The organism is Acinetobacter sp. ANC 4216 (assembly GCF_004331195.1).
GTDB lineage: Bacteria > Pseudomonadota > Gammaproteobacteria > Pseudomonadales > Moraxellaceae > Acinetobacter > Acinetobacter kookii.
Window position 1 is genome coordinate 17,380 of sequence record NZ_SJOC01000010.1, and the last position, 15,149, is coordinate 32,528.

17 protein-coding genes are annotated in these 15,149 nt (G+C 42.5%); 10 read left to right on the forward strand and 7 right to left on the reverse strand.

The annotated features are described in order from the left end of the window. The first annotated feature begins 87 nt into the window (after positions 1–87). The 10 genes from E0H88_RS09350 to E0H88_RS09395 all read left to right on the forward strand — a co-directional run bounded on the left by E0H88_RS09350 (position 88) and on the right by E0H88_RS09395 (position 8,077). A complete protein-coding gene (locus E0H88_RS09350) occupies positions 88–1,179 on the forward strand; it encodes an alpha/beta fold hydrolase (protein WP_131273966.1) in 1,092 nt (363 codons plus the stop codon). A 10-nt stretch (positions 1,180–1,189) separates the two neighbouring features. Then, positions 1,190–2,062 (forward strand): NAD(P)-dependent oxidoreductase, encoded by an 873-nt coding sequence (locus tag E0H88_RS09355; protein ID WP_131273967.1) that lies wholly within the window; start codon positions 1,190–1,192, stop codon positions 2,060–2,062. Between the two features lie 81 nt (positions 2,063–2,143). Further along, positions 2,144–2,413 (forward strand): YARHG domain-containing protein, encoded by a 270-nt coding sequence (locus E0H88_RS09360; RefSeq protein ID WP_131273968.1) that lies wholly within the window; start codon positions 2,144–2,146, stop codon positions 2,411–2,413. Positions 2,414–2,445: 32 nt separating this feature from the next. Then, positions 2,446–2,859: an HIT family protein gene (locus E0H88_RS09365; RefSeq protein ID WP_131273969.1), complete on the forward strand. Its 414-nt coding sequence runs from the start codon at positions 2,446–2,448 to the stop codon at positions 2,857–2,859. 303 nt (positions 2,860–3,162) lie between these two features. Continuing rightward, entirely contained in the window at positions 3,163–4,254 is a 1,092-nt protein-coding gene (locus E0H88_RS09370; RefSeq protein ID WP_131273970.1) for a porin, read from the forward strand. 456 nt (positions 4,255–4,710) lie between these two features. Continuing rightward, positions 4,711–4,902 (forward strand): cytochrome oxidase putative small subunit CydP, encoded by a 192-nt coding sequence (gene cydP, locus E0H88_RS09375; RefSeq protein ID WP_092819474.1) that lies wholly within the window; start codon positions 4,711–4,713, stop codon positions 4,900–4,902. Then, complete coding sequence (locus E0H88_RS09380) at positions 4,902–6,506, forward strand: cytochrome ubiquinol oxidase subunit I (protein ID WP_131273971.1); 1,605 nt, start codon at positions 4,902–4,904, stop codon at positions 6,504–6,506. Before cydP ends, E0H88_RS09380 begins: the two co-directional genes overlap by 1 nt. Beyond that, positions 6,506–7,651, forward strand: coding sequence for a cytochrome d ubiquinol oxidase subunit II (gene cydB / locus E0H88_RS09385; RefSeq protein ID WP_131273972.1), 1,146 nt, complete (start codon positions 6,506–6,508; stop codon positions 7,649–7,651). The genes E0H88_RS09380 and cydB overlap by 1 nt, the downstream gene beginning before the upstream one ends. A gap of 24 nt (positions 7,652–7,675) precedes the next feature. Beyond that, complete coding sequence (cydX, locus tag E0H88_RS09390; protein ID WP_002120988.1) at positions 7,676–7,777, forward strand: cytochrome bd-I oxidase subunit CydX; 102 nt, start codon at positions 7,676–7,678, stop codon at positions 7,775–7,777. Positions 7,778–7,780: 3 nt separating this feature from the next. Next, a complete protein-coding gene (locus E0H88_RS09395) occupies positions 7,781–8,077 on the forward strand; it encodes a cyd operon YbgE family protein (protein ID WP_092819471.1) in 297 nt (98 codons plus the stop codon). Positions 8,078–8,117: 40 nt separating this feature from the next. Here the strand turns inward: E0H88_RS09395 and E0H88_RS09400 are convergent, their stop codons facing one another. From E0H88_RS09400 to pyrG, 7 genes are all read right to left on the reverse strand, one after another. Next, complete coding sequence (locus E0H88_RS09400) at positions 8,118–8,798, reverse strand: DUF6988 family protein (protein WP_131273973.1); 681 nt, start codon at positions 8,796–8,798, stop codon at positions 8,118–8,120. Positions 8,799–8,853: 55 nt separating this feature from the next. Continuing rightward, the gene (gene rodA, locus E0H88_RS09405) at positions 8,854–9,990 is read right to left on the reverse strand and encodes a rod shape-determining protein RodA (protein WP_131273974.1); all 1,137 of its coding nucleotides are present in this window, start codon (positions 9,988–9,990) and stop codon (positions 8,854–8,856) included. Between the two features lie 101 nt (positions 9,991–10,091). After that, entirely contained in the window at positions 10,092–10,790 is a 699-nt protein-coding gene (gene ispD, locus E0H88_RS09410; RefSeq protein ID WP_131273975.1) for a 2-C-methyl-D-erythritol 4-phosphate cytidylyltransferase, read from the reverse strand. Continuing rightward, entirely contained in the window at positions 10,780–11,184 is a 405-nt protein-coding gene (locus tag E0H88_RS09415) for a septum formation initiator family protein (protein ID WP_131273976.1), read from the reverse strand. The genes ispD and E0H88_RS09415 overlap by 11 nt, the downstream gene beginning before the upstream one ends. A 9-nt stretch (positions 11,185–11,193) precedes the next feature. Continuing rightward, complete coding sequence (gene eno / locus E0H88_RS09420) at positions 11,194–12,483, reverse strand: phosphopyruvate hydratase (protein ID WP_131273977.1); 1,290 nt, start codon at positions 12,481–12,483, stop codon at positions 11,194–11,196. Between the two features lie 60 nt (positions 12,484–12,543). Beyond that, positions 12,544–13,401, reverse strand: a complete 858-nt coding sequence (kdsA, locus tag E0H88_RS09425; RefSeq protein WP_092819466.1) for a 3-deoxy-8-phosphooctulonate synthase — start codon at positions 13,399–13,401, stop codon at positions 12,544–12,546. Between the two features lie 32 nt (positions 13,402–13,433). After that, complete coding sequence (gene pyrG, locus E0H88_RS09430) at positions 13,434–15,074, reverse strand: CTP synthase (RefSeq protein WP_131273978.1); 1,641 nt, start codon at positions 15,072–15,074, stop codon at positions 13,434–13,436. Between the last annotated feature and the right edge of the window lie 75 nt (positions 15,075–15,149).

Consider the following 15,149-nt stretch of genomic DNA (forward strand, 5'->3'; position numbering starts at 1 on the left):
AGCGCCTATGGCATTTAAGGTCAAGGTATAATGCATAAATATCGCCTACACTTCGATCAATTCACCTAGATATTCGTACTCACAGCAATGATTCAAGTTAAAAATAAAATTGCAAAACACAAAAGCAAACTCAAAAACCTGTCGACGACTTTGTTCAATTCCAAATCACTGATTTTATCACAAACCACACCCTATGAAGTCATTGCAAAGTACAAACAGACCCGGGTGCGCTATTACGCCTCGCCAGATAAGCAATATCAAGAACCCCTAGTTTTTGTTGCTCCTCTTGCAATCAACATGGCCATTTACGATCTGTATCCTTACCGCTCATTGGTCAAACACTTTCAGCACAGTGGCTTTGATGTCTATTTAATGGAATGGGGTCGATATAACTACAAAGATCGCTTTCTCAATTTCATGTCATTTATTGACGATGCCATTCCACATTGTATAGACCAGATCCGGACTCACTCGCATAGTGATCAGATTTCACTGCATGGCTGGAGCATGGCCGGTGTATTTGTCATGCTGTATTGCGCATTGCACAAACCAAACCACGTCAAGAATTTAATGGTATTGGGCAGTCCGGTAGACAGTCATGCCTCGGGTCGTACCGGCAAGCTTTTTCAAAAGGCCAATCAACTGATTGCCAAAAATAAAGCCCTGCAAAACAAGATTTATTCGGGCACCATACCCAAGCATCTGATTCATAGCCCAGGCATACTTAACGCGCTCGGATTTAAAATGATTGATCCTGTGGGATGGATACAAAGCCAGAAACAGCTTCTAGCAAACCTCGATAACCTGCAAGCCTTATATGAACACGCCACCATGGGTAATTTCCTGAACCAGATGATTGATTACCCTGGCGGTATCAATCAGGACATGATTTTTAATGTCTGGCTACAAAATCCGCTCAAAAACGGTGTTATCAGATTACAGGATAAGCATATCGAATTAAAACATATAGCCTGCTCTTTACTGGTAGGCGCGGGTCGTAGCGATCAGATTGTTTCTGAAGATGCTGTTAAGCCTTTAATTGGATTGACAAATAGCAAGGATGTCACGTTTACTCTTATTCCCGGCGGTCATCTGGGACTTATGTCTAGCCAGTCCAGTGCCAACGAGTTCTGGCCTTTCATGACCACCTGGTTAAAACAGAGATCGAGCAAAATATAAAGGAAACATCATGATTCAGTCAGTTGCATTTATCGGCTTGGGCGCAATGGGTTACCGCATGGCAGCACATTTACCTCAACATTTTGATACGGTCTATGTATGGAACCGTAATTTCGAAAAAGCCAAGCAGCATGCAACTGAATATGGCACGCAAGCCGTAGAACTCGAGCAAGCCGTTCAGGCCGATATCATTTTCTCTTGCCTGCCAACCAGCCAGGAAGTCGAAGACCTCATTGCAACGGTTCAGATTAAATCGGGCGCGGTATGGGTCGATTGCACCAGTGGTGTTCCTGAATCTGCGAAAAAGCTGAGCCAGCAGCTAAAAGCCTTAGAGGTTGATTTTCTTGATGCTCCAGTGAGCGGACAAACCATTGGTGCCGAAAATGGCACTTTAACCGTGATGATTGGTGGTGAAGCTGCTGCTTTTGAAAAAGCCCTGCCTGCAATTCAAGCCTTTGGGAAACTGATTAAACATGTTGGCGACTCAGGTGCAGGTTTCGCAGTCAAAGCTGTCAACAATATGCTGCTGGCCGTCAATCTCTGCTCAGTAGCTGAAGGTTTTACCACATTAAAAGCGCATGGCGTAAATCTGCATGAAGCTTTAGACTGCATTAATGCCTCCAGCGGTAAAAGTGGCGTGACTGAAACCGTGTTGCCGCAGCGGGTACTAAACCGCGAATTCCCGCTGACCTTTGCCCTGCCGCTATTAGCCAAAGATACAGGGATTGCATTAGACCTGGTACGTGATGCTAAACTGTCAGCGCCAGTGATTGCCTTAACCCAAAGCCTGATTCAGGCAGCCAGCAATTTAGCAGAAAAAGACAGTGACTTTTCTAGTGCTGTGAAAATGTATGAGTCTTGGAGTAAAATTACACTTGAGTAATTACTCGCCATTGAATAATAATAAATAAACCTAATATTGTGTAGAAACGTTCTACACAATGTTCTCACAGAGGAAACCCTCATGACCAAGCTTAGTGTTGCAGTTTTGGCTAGTTTTATCACTTTCTTTGGGGCGAATGCTTTTGCAGCGACAGCAGAGCAAGAGTGCCAAAAATTAAAAAATGACCACGATGTCATTTATGCCTCTAAAGGTTTTTGCTTTAAAGACCCTGAAGCCAAGGCCAAGTTTGGCAATGACAATTGCTATACAACCAAGCCAAAATTTTCAGAAAAAGAGCAACAACGACTTGACGCCATCAAAGATCGTCAGAAAGAATTGAACTGTAAATAATTACAGTACCCAATCACTTTCAAGGACTAGACATGCTTTACGATGATCAAAATATTTTTGCACGAATTATTCGTAATGAACTTCCTGCAATAAAAGTGTATGAGGACGAACAGGTTCTGGCTTTTATGGACATCATGCCACAGGCAGAGGGTCATACGCTGGTCATCCCAAAAACACCTGCAATTACATTGCTTGATCTACCACCCGATGCTGCTGCTTATACCATTCAAATTGTGCAAAAAATTGCTCAGGCAATGAAAATAGCACTCGATGTTCAAGGTATTGTACTGATGCAACTCTCAGGTGCATCTGCTGGTCAAACGGTTCCACATGTACATTTTCACCTCATTCCAAGTTCAGTTCATGAGCTTGGAAAACACGCATTGTGTATGGGTGACCAGGAAAGAATTAAAGTCCTGGCTGAAAAAATTAAAGCTGAACTTTAAAATTCACTAGAATTTTAACTTGTCAAAAATGGAGCTTTTGCTCCATTTTTTATGTCCGGGAATACATCAATCTATCTTTCAAATTATAAATAAAAATTAAATCTCTGAAAAACAATAAATAATATTTAATTTATCAATACCTATCGTCATCAAACTGTCATATAGCTTTCACTTCTCTGTCACAAAGTTTGCAGATACTGCTTAGCAAGTTGGTGAGCTTTTGTAATTTTTTGTACACAAGCAAACTATAAAAAGAGTCAACAGGGCAACCGCCCCATAAAAGTGTTTTTTGGAGAAACTTCAATGAAAAAATTGCTTCTCGCTGCTACAGTAGCAACCTTAAGCATCAGTGCAGCGCAAGCAGCACCAACTTTGTACGGTAAGCTAAATGTTTCTATAGACCAAGTTGATAACTACGATTTCAAAGGTAACGATGTTTCTGAAGTAAGCTCTCATGCTTCACGTCTTGGTGTTAAAGGCGAAGAAAAATTAACAGACAACCTGTCTGCTGTATATCAAGCAGAATGGGCAGTTTCTACTGATGGTGAAGGTTCAGACACTGACTGGAGCGCGCGTAACCGTTTCCTAGGTTTGAAATGGGCGGGTATCGGTACACTAAAAGCTGGCCAATATGACTCTTACTTCAAAACTTCTGCAGGTAGTGCACAAGACATTTTCAACGACCATACTCGTCTTGATATGACTAAAGTGTTGCATGGTGAAGAGCGTCTTAAAAACGTAATCGGTTTTGAAACAGACAAGAAATTGCTTGGCGGCGTTCAATTCAGCATCATGGCACAACAAGGTGAAAACACGGCTTCTCAATATACAACAGAAAAGCGTGATGGCTTTGGTGATGCAGTTTCAACCTCTTTAAGCTATGACAATAAAGACCTTGGTCTTGCTCTAGCTGTTGCAGCTAACATGGGTGTACAAGGTGACTATAACGCTTATAGTCTAAAAGATGTTGAATCAGATGCGGTACGTGTAACTGGTTCTTATAACTTTAAAGCTGCTGGCCTACCAGGTTTAACTTTGGGTGCTTTATGGCAACAGGCTGAACTTTCTGACTCTCCGTCAGCAGCAGAATTACTAGCAGCTGCACTAAAACCTCAAGCAGCTTCTCTTGAAGAAGAAGCAATGGGTATTACAGCAGCTTATAAGTTTGCTGATACTCCATGGACAGTTAAAGCTGAATACATTACTGCTGAAACAACAGCTACAGGTGAAAAAGACCGTACCATCGACCAGTATGGTCTTGGTGTAGACTACCACTTCAACAAACAAGCACGCATGTATGGCGTAGTAGCATCACAAGAACGTGACTGGGAAACTGGTGCGGGTAAAGATGACACTATGACGGTATTCGGTCTAGGTATGGAATATAATTTCTAATTTAGATGTCCACAAAAAGACCGCTATAAAAGCGGTCTTTTTTATGTTCAGATTGCAAGCATGTTTATCTCAATATCTGGTCACAGCCACTTTATAATCATTCGTTAATGATATTCGACTCGCAAATATAAATAAAAATTAATCTCATTTATTAATTCAAGTGCATTAGATACAAATATAACTTTTTAGGAATTTTAAAATTAAATATAAGTATTTTAGTCAGAATTAACAATTTAAATATAAGCATTTTAGTCAGGATTAAAAATAGAATACAAAGCAATTTACTCAACTTCAAAATCATAAAAATTTAGTTTATTTTTTAACATTTAACCACAATATCTTATTGTTTTTCATCAATTAAATAATATATTTTTATTTTAACTGTTCAATCTATTTATTTTTAGTTATTTTTTGTTTAATAATACATATTAAGTTTAAAAAAATAGGCTTATTTGTATGAGCTTAATACCCAAAGATTTCAACCAGCGATTAGTCCGAGAGATTGCAATCATATTAATAATCAAGATTGTGCTCTTAATGATGATTAAACAAATCTGGTTCGACGCCCCGACTATCCCTCAAAATTTTGACAATCAAGTTGCCGAGCGTATTGCTGGCAGCCCTTCCCCAATCAAGGAGACACGTTGATGATTTCTGAAAGCGTGGTCGATCTTTCGCGGTTCCAATTTGCAATGACCGCGTTGTATCACTTTATATTTGTACCTCTTACTCTTGGTCTGGCTTTTATTCTTGCCATTATGGAAACCACCTATGTGATTTCTGGCAAAGAAATTTATAAGGACATGACCAAATTCTGGGGAAAACTTTTTGGTATTAACTTTGCCTTAGGTGTAACCACAGGCTTAACCATGGAGTTCCAGTTTGGTACAAACTGGGCGTACTATTCGCATTATGTCGGTGACATTTTTGGTGCGCCACTCGCTATTGAAGGATTAATGGCGTTTTTCTTGGAGTCGACTTTTATTGGTCTATTCTTCTTCGGCTGGGACCGGCTTTCTAAAGTTCAGCACTTAGGCGTGACCTGGCTGGTTGCACTTGGCTCCAACATGTCGGCACTCTGGATTTTAGTCGCCAATGGCTGGATGCAAAACCCAGTAGGTGCAGCGTTCAACTTTGAAACCATGCGTATGGAGCTGGTTGACTTTGGTGCACTGATTTTCAACCCGGTGGCTCAGGTTAAATTTGTTCATACCGTATCTTCAGGTTATGTGACTGGCGCAGTGTTCGTTTTGGCCATTTCAAGCTACTACTTGCTCAAAAAACGTGACTTGCCTTTTGCACGCCGTTCTTTTGCAATTGCTGCAATTTTTGGTCTGGCTTCTACACTTTCAGTGATTCTGCTTGGCGATGAGTCAGGTTATGAACTGGGCGATGTACAAAAAACCAAATTGGCTGCAATTGAAGCAGAATGGGAAACTCACCCGGCACCTGCTCCATTTACCTTGTTTGGTATTCCAAATCAAGAAGAACAACGTACTGACTACGCCATCAAAATTCCATATGTGATGGGTATTATTGCAACACGTTCTCTTGATAAAGAAGTAACAGGCCTGAAAGATCTAATGGTTCAACATGAGCTTCGTATCCGTAATGGTATGACTGCATATGCCGAACTTGAAAAACTTCGTGCAGGCGACCGTTCTCCAGAACTTATGGCTTCATTCAAAGAAAACCAGAAAGACCTGGGTTATGGCCTGCTTCTTAAAAAATACACACCAAATGTCGTAGATGCTTCTGAAGAGCACATCAAAGCAGCAACCAAGGATACCATTCCTAACGTGACTGCCCTGTTCTTCTCGTTCCGTGCCATGGTGGCTTCTGGTTTCTTGATGCTGCTTCTGTTTATCTTTGCTACTTATGCAGTGGCTAAACGCAATGCAGAAAACAAGCCTTGGTTGCTTAAGTTTGCACTTTTCGGCCTTCCATTACCGTGGATTGCTACACAAACTGGCTGGTATGTGGCTGAAGGTGGCCGTCAACCGTGGACCATTGGTGAGGTTTTACCTACACACCTCTCTGCTTCAAGCTTGAGCACTGGTGATATTTGGGGTTCAATCCTGGCACTTGCAGCGTTCTATACAGTACTTCTGATTATCGAAATGTACTTGATGATTAAGTTTGCTCGCTTAGGCCCAAGTTCTTTACATACTGGCAAATATCATTTTGAAAAATCAAATGCCGGACAAGACGACATTGTTCTTCCACAACGCGTATCTGGAGAGGCTCAATAATGATTGAATACGAACTCCTCAAAATAATCTGGTGGGTCTTGGTGGGCGTATTGCTCATTGGCTTTGCCCTCACCGATGGCTTCGATATGGGCTCTATGGCAATCATGCCATTTGTGGGCAAGAATGATGAAGAACGTCGTGCGGCAATCAATACCATTGCCCCGCACTGGGACGGCAACCAGGTCTGGTTCATTACGGCTGGTGGCGCACTGTTTGCTGCATGGCCAATGGTATATGCAACCGCATTCTCCGGCATGTACTGGGCACTCTTACTCGTACTGTTCGCCCTGTTCTTAAGACCGGTAGGTTTTGACTATCGCTCTAAACTTGAGAACAAAAAATGGCGTAACTCTTGGGACTGGGGTTTGGCTGTTGGTGGTGCAGTTCCTGCTTTAGTCTTCGGTGTTGCCTTCGGTAATATGTTCCTGGGTGTACCGTTTACTTTAGATGAAACCGTACGTTCAACTTATACGGGTAGCTTCTTTGCCTTACTTAACCCATTTGCCCTGGTTTGCGGTATCGTCAGCTTATCCATGCTGAGTGCGCATGGTGGTGCCTGGTTGATGCTTCGTACCGATGGCGACTTGCATGCACGTTCTGCCAAAGCAACTCAATTGATGGGTGTGGTGTTCCTGGTCTGCTTCCTGGGCGCTGGTGCATGGTTATACTTCGGTAATATTGAAGGCTATACTTTAGCCCAACCATTTGACACTAACGCTGTAGCCAACCCTCTTGCCAAAGAAGTCATTACCAATGGTAACCATGGCTGGATGAATAACTACTCGGCTTATCCAATCACCATGATTGCACCGATCATGGCAATCCTGGGTAGCCTGATTGTGATTGCAGCTGCTGCGAAAGCCAAAGCCGGTTTAAGCTTCCTGGGCACATCGCTCATGGTCATTGGGGCAATTTTAACTGCAGGTTTTGCGTTGTTCCCATTCCTTATGCCTTCAAGCATCAATCCTGTTGCCAGCTTGACCATGTGGGATGCGGTATCAAGTAAAAATACACTGACTGTAATGACTGTTGCGGCCTGTATTTTTGTTCCAATCATTTTGAGCTACACCACTTGGTGTTACTATAAAATGTGGGGCGTGATTACCAAGAAACATATTCAAGAGAATTCACACAGCCTGTACTAAGGCTGTGTTTTAGGAGATAAAATTATGTGGTATTTCGCATGGATTCTCGGGATTTTAATGGCGTGCTTTGCAGGCGTATTAAGTGCCCTCTATATCGAACATCATCAAGATTTGGATGAGGAATAAACAATGACGGAAATCGCAATGACAGCAGAAGAAAGCAAGCCAAATAAATTTGTAATGGCCATTTCATTTTTGATGGCATTGCCACTCGCTACCGTGCTATTAATTCACCCTGCCCTCATGCTGGATGCCAATGGTCACTATAACCACAGTGCATTAATGATGATCATGATTGGCATTTCAGGTGGATTTATTTACGGCGTAGGATTTCTGCCAAAGTTCTGGCTGTGGAAATGGCTATTTAGTCCATATATCGCATGGCCATTGATGATCTGGGGTTATTACACCTGGCTCCTCACCTAATGACCGAGAAGTGATAAAAAACCCGCAATTGCGGGTTTTTTTACGTCTTTTTATAACGCGCTAAAATCTTTTCCTGCTCTTCTTTCGATATGTCTTCAGGTAACATAAAACATTCACGATACTTTTGAATAAAAATCTGAATAAGCTTTTGACGATCAGGCAAAGTATGCTTTAAATAAATCTGTGCAATCATCATTGTTAAATTATTAGATTGCTTAATAATCAATTTTTCGTGTTCATCACCCAATCCAAATGTGTGACGCAAAAATGTTTGCTTCCCACTATGTACAATTGAATTAAGATAATCTAAAGAAAATAGTTTGAAGTCTTCGAGTTGTACAACAATATGATTTATTTCCTGAATTTCCCTCAAAGCCTCTATCATTGACGTTGCAGTAAAACGGCTAATACTTTTATGTTCCTTTAAAGTAAGCTGCTCTATTGAATCCAACACCCCCAACTCACTCACTTGCTCATCCGTTGCTGCAAATAATATCCAATAAGCACGTACCACAGATTCAAATTGCGTACGAAACAGTGCAAGAGCCGATATAAACAGTTCAGCCTCCAACAACGTTTTAACCGCCAATCCATGTTCAATCGATATATCACAACATTGATAGACTAAATCTAAACGTAGCCCACCATCTACAAATTCAGACTGTAATAGTTCTTGATTTAATTCATTAACCATCTTCATTGATTGTTCAAATAAATCCATTTATTTTCCCCAAAAATAAAAAAGCCAGATCACATCTAGCTTTTCAATATCTTCATCAACGATGGGTATGGATCGACATCACAATCCCCATACTCGCCAGTAAGGAAATGACGGCCGACCCCCCATAACTCATCAGTGGCAATGGGTCTCCAGTCACAGGTAAAATTCCGCTGGCCATCCCTGAGTTTAAAAATACAAAGAAGAAGAATGTCAGTCCTATCGCACCCGCATACAATCGTCCAAAATTATGAAAGCTGTTCAAGCCAATCATCAGGCAACGAATAATAATGGCAGCAAACAGGCTAAATAATAAAAACACCCCGATAAAGCCATATTCTTCAGCATAGGCCGACATAATGAAGTCGGTATGGTGTTCGGGTAAGTAGCCTAAATGCGACTGAGTGCCGGTCAAATATCCTTTCCCGGTTAAACCGCCGGAACCAATGGCAATTTTGGACTGGATGATGTTCCAGCCAGCGCCCAAGGCATCGGACTCAGGATCAAACAAGGTCAAAATACGTTTCTTTTGATAGGTTTGCAGTACAAACATCCACAAAACCGGTGCTGCAACCGCCAAAGCCGTGAGTGCACCCAAAATCAAACGCCAGGACATGCCACACAGGAACAAGACAAAAACACCGGGAATAATCAAACCAATATTCAAGTCGGGTTGCAGTGCCACCATTACAAACGGAATCATCATCAAAATGAGTCCAGTCACAATTTGCAGGAATGTAGGTGGAAATGCACGACGCGAGAAATACCATGCCATCATCAGCGGCATGGCAAACTTCATGATTTCACTGGGCTGCATACTGCCAATGCCCGGAACGGTCAGCCAGCGCTTTGCCCCTAAACGCGTATCGCCAATCACCAGAACCAATGCCAAGAGCACCATGCCCAGCACATAGAAATATGGACTCACCGCCTGGTAAACTTTTGGCGGAACCTGGGCGCAAAGAAACATGATGATAAAGCCTACACCAAAACTGGTCGCCTGGCGGATTACCATACTGCTATCCTGCATGGTGGCACTATAAACCACCATCAATCCCAGCATTGAATTCAATAACAGAAATGCAAGCAGCCACGGATCCAGGTGCAGTTTGGCCCATCTGGATGAGTCATGTTTAATGCTTCTACCATCACGTAATGAGTGACGTAAAAAACGATACTGGGGGGATGGTATCATTTGAAATATTTGAACAAGCTAGAGACAGCGCAAATTATAAGTTTAAAGTGTTTAAATAACATCATTAAGTCCCATATTTCTGCATTTTTATCTTGTAGACTTTAAATTGCTTGCTGGGAGATTAAGATTAAACGTGCCAGTTCCAGATCATCGGCATAAGTAATTTTAATATTATCTGATCGGCCCTGTACCACTTTCACCTGTTCCCCCACGTATTCCAAAGCACTGGCTTCATCAGTAATGGTCATACCATCCTGCAAGGCTTTTTCAATCGCATGCTTTAAGATGCCTAATCTTGAAATTTGGGGGGTCTGAGCTTGCCATAAATGGTCGCGGCTGACTGTCTTCACAATCGCATTGTCCTGTGCCACATATTTTAAAGTGTCACGCACGGGAATTGCCAAAATCGCACTGCAATTGTCCTGAATGGCCGTATTCACCAAATGCTGCAAGCAGTCTTGGGTCACACAAGGACGTGCGGCATCATGGACAAACACCCAATCCCCTTCAGCTGCAAATGCTTCAAGATAGCTTAGGGCATTGAGAACCGAATTCACCCGCTCTGCGCCGCCCAAACAAAAATGGGCCTTTTCAGGATGGGAGAATGTTAAGGTTTTTGCCACATCGTCCTGTGCCCCAATAGCAAGAACATAACCTGCCAGCGGCAACTGGTTCAGACGTGCAACGGTATGTTCAAGTACGGTTCGACCTTGAATCTGCTGATATTGTTTAAGTTCTGTTTTAGAAAAACGGCTTCCGGAACCAGCGGCAGGAATCACTGCCCAAATTTTATGGTGCACTTTCTACGGGTGCTCCAGTGTCATTTTCATTGGTTCTTAAATCAACTTTGGCATTGGGGTCAATATAAATCGGTTTATAGTGAGTGCCAATGGTGCTCATTTGCACAAAAGTTTCATGTGGCTTGATTAAGCCCAAGTCTAAACGCGCATGCTCTTCAATGGCTTCAATACCATTTTTCAAGTCATAGACTTCAGCAGCCAGAACCCGGTTACGTTCTTTGAGTTCCGTATTTAATTCTGTTTGTTGTTGAATTTTTTGGGCCAGTTTTTGATGGTCATGGTAACCACCTTCACCAAACCAGAATAAGTACTGAAACCCTGCGATCAAAATGATCGCAAGGCCCAATAATGCTTTACTCACTTTGGAGTCAAATACATTGAATAGAGATAGCATGATATGTGCTTAGTTCAAACCTTTGAACTCAGCTTTACCGCGATATGCAGCATTCGTCAATTCTTCGATACGAAGTAATTGGTTATATTTTGCTACACGGTCAGAACGGCAAAGTGAACCTGTCTTGATTTGACCCGCTGCTGTACCTACTGCAAGATCCGCAATAGTCGAATCTTCAGTTTCGCCTGAACGGTGAGAAATTACTGTAGAGTAACCATTTGCCTTAGCAAGGTAGATTGCGTCTAAAGTTTCAGTCAAAGTACCGATCTGGTTGTATTTAATCAGAATCGAGTTAGCAACTTTTTCGTTGATACCACGTTGAAGAATCTTAGGATTGGTTACGAACAGGTCATCACCCACCAACTGGATTTTGTCGCCAAGGATAGAAGTCAGGTAAGACCAGCCTTCCCAGTCAGATTCGTCCAGACCATCTTCAATTGAGATGATTGGGTATTGGTTTACAAGACCCGCAAGGTAGTCAGAGAACTGGTTGCTTGTGAATGCTTTGTTACCTTCGCCAGCAAGAATGTACTGGCCATTTTTGTAAAATTCTGAAGATGCGCAGTCAAGTGCAAGCATGATGTCAGAACCCGCTTTATAACCCGTTTGCTCAATTGCAGAAAGGATTACAGTAATCGCTTCTTCATTTGAACGTAAGTTTGGTGCAAAACCACCTTCATCACCCACTGCTGTATTTAAACCTTGTTTCTTTAAAACTGATTTTAAAGAATGGAAGATTTCAGCACCCGCACGTAACGCTTCAGAGAATGAAGTAAAGCCCACTGGCTCAATCATAAACTCTTGAATGTCGACGTTGTTATCCGCGTGTGAACCACCGTTCAGGATGTTCATCATTGGAACAGGCATGGTTAAAATGCTGTTGTTACGAAGGTCTGCGATATATTGGAAAAGAGGAATTTTCTTTTCGTCAGCAGCAGCACGTGCAGCAGCCAAAGATACAGCTAGAGTTGCGTTAGCACCTAGCTTTTCTTTGTTTTCCGTACCGTCAAGCGCGATCATGGTGTTATCAATATCTTTTTGTTCAAAGACTGATTTACCCAATAATGCATCACGAATTACTGTGTTAACGTTATTAACAGCAGTTTTAACGCCTTTACCTAAGTAACGTGATTTATCACCGTCACGAAGTTCTAAAGCTTCACGAGAACCAGTTGAAGCACCCGATGGTGCACATGCACGGCCAACTACGCCAGATGCCAAGATTACGTCTGCTTCGATGGTTGGGTTACCACGAGAGTCCAAAATTTCACGTGCACGAATGTCAACGATTTGACTCATGAACAATTCCTCAGTTGATGAATAACGCGATGCTTTAGAAGGCATCAAGGTGTATATAATTTAGTGTGTATCCAGCTTTTTGAAACCTTTGACCAAGGTATCCAATTCTTTCAGCTGCGCCAGGAATGGCTCAAGTTGCGACATACGAAGTGCGCAAGGGCCATCACATTTGGCATGTTCAGGATCTGGATGAGCTTCCAGGAATAAACCGGCAAGACCAGTAGCCATACCCGCACGAGCCAGAGTGGTAATTTGCGCACGGCGACCGCCCGCAGAATCCGCACGACCGCCCGGCGTTTGCAACGCATGGGTCACATCGAAGAATACCGGCACATTCATTTCTTTCATGATGTCGAAGCCCAGCATGTCTACAACCAGGTTGTTATAGCCAAATGCCGAACCGCGTTCACAAAGAATCAGCTTGTCATTTCCGGCTTCCAGACACTTATGCAGAATATGACGCATTTCGTGTGGCGCCAGGAACTGGGCTTTTTTAATGTTGATAATGGCTTGAGTTTTTGCCATGGCTTCAACCAGGTCAGTCTGACGGCTCAAGAATGCCGGAAGCTGGATAATGTCCGCCACTTCAGCAACAGGCGCAGCCTGGTAAGGTTCATGTACATCGGTAATGATGGGTACATTGAAGTGTTTTTTAATGTCCGCTAACCACTCGATCCCTTTTTCCAAGCCTGGGCCGCGGAAAGAGTTCAAGCTTGAACGGTTGGCTTTATCAAAACTTGCCTTAAACACGTAAGGAATTTCCAGACGCTTGCAGATATCCACATAAGTTTCTGCAATTTCAAAAGCAAGGTCTTTTGACTCAAGTACATTCATTCCGCCGAATAATACAAATGGCAAGTGATTTGCCATTTGTATATCGCCTAAACGTACAATTTCTTGTGGTTTTAATTGCGACATTTAAACTTTCCTAGTTTAGTCTTGCCCAGCCATTATTTGGTTTTTTGGTACTGTTTTTTCGCAGCATCAATAAAGCTGGCAAATAACGGATGCCCATCACGTGGTGAACTTGTAAATTCCGGGTGGAATTGTACAGCAATAAACCAAGGATGTTGAGGAATTTCAACTGTTTCTACCAAATGTTGTACTGGTGAATAACCTGAAATCTTCATGCCTTTCTCTTCTAGAGCAGGAATGAAACGGTTGTTCATTTCGTAACGGTGACGGTGACGTTCGATAATTTCATTCGAACCATACACTTCTGCAGTTTTTGTACCTGCAACCAGTTCAGATTTTTGTGCACCTAGACGCATGGTTCCGCCAAGATCAGAATCGACAGAACGCTGTTGAACTTCACCACGCTCATCCAGCCATTCAGTGATCAGACCAATCAACGGTGATTTGGTTGAACGGTTGAATTCTGTTGAAGATGCATCAGTGATACCCGCTACGTTACGCGCATATTCGATTACTGCCAACTGCATACCTAAACAGATACCCAGGAATGGTACACCGTTTTCACGTGCATATTTGATTGCCCGCATTTTGCCTTCAGTGCCACGCTCACCAAAACCGCCTGGAACCAGAATGGCATCTGCTTCTTTAAGCGCTTCATTTACATCTTGGCTTTCAAGATCTTCAGCATTGACATAGTCAATTTGGACTTTGACACGGTTTTTAATGCCCGCATGAAGCAGCGCTTCGTTCACAGATTTATATGCATCTGGAAGCTCAACATATTTACCAACCATTGCAACACGTACTGTGTATTCAGGGTTTAATAAAGCTTCTACGACATTGTCCCAGTCAGAAAGATCCGCTTCAGGCAGGTCGTTATAACCAAAACGTTCACAAATTAAATCGTCAACATCCTGTTCATAGAAAGTGCGCGGAATTTGATAAATAGTACGTGCATCTTTACAGACCACAACCGCACGTGCTTCCACGTTAGTGAATAAGGCAATTTTACGGGTTGTATCTGCATCTACATCATGCTCGGTACGGCAAATCAAGATGTCAGGTTGAATACCAATAGACAACAACTCTTTCACAGAGTGCTGGGTCGGTTTGGTTTTGAGTTCTGCTGCTGACTTGATGTATGGAAGCAAAGTCAAGTGCATCAGCATGGTGCGTTTATGACCAAGTTCTACCATTAACTGACGTACAGATTCCATGAATGGGAGAGATTCGATGTCACCTACTGTTCCGCCAATTTCCACAATTGCAACGTCATAGCCTTCACCAGCGCGAAGAACACGTTCTTTAATATTATCGGTAATATGTGGAATAACCTGAACTGTACCACCCAGATAGTCACCACGACGTTCTTTATTTAAAACGTCCTGATAAACACGACCTGATGTGAAGTTGTTCAGTTTGGTCATTTTCGCACGACGTAAGAAACGTTCGTAATAACCCAAGTCTAAGTCAGTTTCAGCACCATCCTCTGTGACAAAAACTTCACCATGTTGGAACGGACTCATCGTCCCTGGATCGACATTAATGTATGGATCCATTTTGACCATGGTCACTTTTAAACCACGGGCTTCTAAAAGCGCAGCCACAGATGCAGCTGAAATACCTTTACCTAGTGATGATACAACACCACCAGTAACGAAAATAAAATGGGTCATTAAGTTTCTCGTACAATGGAGCCTAAATTGGCCTACAATGTTGTGCGATTTTACTTTACTCTGTACCAATAAAGC

Excerpts from the sequence above, each read along its gene's own strand:
- E0H88_RS09350 (WP_131273966.1), top strand. The coding sequence starts at position 88 with ATGATTCAAGTTAAAAATAAAATTGCAAAACACAAAAGCAAACTCAAA.
- E0H88_RS09355 (WP_131273967.1), top strand. The coding sequence starts at position 1,190 with ATGATTCAGTCAGTTGCATTTATCGGCTTGGGCGCAATGGGTTACCGC.
- E0H88_RS09360 (WP_131273968.1), top strand. The coding sequence starts at position 2,144 with ATGACCAAGCTTAGTGTTGCAGTTTTGGCTAGTTTTATCACTTTCTTT.
- E0H88_RS09365 (WP_131273969.1), top strand. The coding sequence starts at position 2,446 with ATGCTTTACGATGATCAAAATATTTTTGCACGAATTATTCGTAATGAA.
- E0H88_RS09370 (WP_131273970.1), top strand. The coding sequence starts at position 3,163 with ATGAAAAAATTGCTTCTCGCTGCTACAGTAGCAACCTTAAGCATCAGT.
- cydP (WP_092819474.1), top strand. The coding sequence starts at position 4,711 with ATGAGCTTAATACCCAAAGATTTCAACCAGCGATTAGTCCGAGAGATT.
- E0H88_RS09380 (WP_131273971.1), top strand. The coding sequence starts at position 4,902 with ATGATTTCTGAAAGCGTGGTCGATCTTTCGCGGTTCCAATTTGCAATG.
- cydB (WP_131273972.1), top strand. The coding sequence starts at position 6,506 with ATGATTGAATACGAACTCCTCAAAATAATCTGGTGGGTCTTGGTGGGC.
- cydX (WP_002120988.1), top strand. The coding sequence starts at position 7,676 with ATGTGGTATTTCGCATGGATTCTCGGGATTTTAATGGCGTGCTTTGCA.
- E0H88_RS09395 (WP_092819471.1), top strand. The coding sequence starts at position 7,781 with ATGACGGAAATCGCAATGACAGCAGAAGAAAGCAAGCCAAATAAATTT.
- E0H88_RS09400 (WP_131273973.1), bottom strand. The coding sequence starts at position 8,798 with ATGGATTTATTTGAACAATCAATGAAGATGGTTAATGAATTAAATCAA.
- rodA (WP_131273974.1), bottom strand. The coding sequence starts at position 9,990 with ATGATACCATCCCCCCAGTATCGTTTTTTACGTCACTCATTACGTGAT.
- E0H88_RS09415 (WP_131273976.1), bottom strand. The coding sequence starts at position 11,184 with ATGCTATCTCTATTCAATGTATTTGACTCCAAAGTGAGTAAAGCATTA.
- eno (WP_131273977.1), bottom strand. The coding sequence starts at position 12,483 with ATGAGTCAAATCGTTGACATTCGTGCACGTGAAATTTTGGACTCTCGT.
- kdsA (WP_092819466.1), bottom strand. The coding sequence starts at position 13,401 with ATGTCGCAATTAAAACCACAAGAAATTGTACGTTTAGGCGATATACAA.
- pyrG (WP_131273978.1), bottom strand. The coding sequence starts at position 15,074 with ATGACCCATTTTATTTTCGTTACTGGTGGTGTTGTATCATCACTAGGT.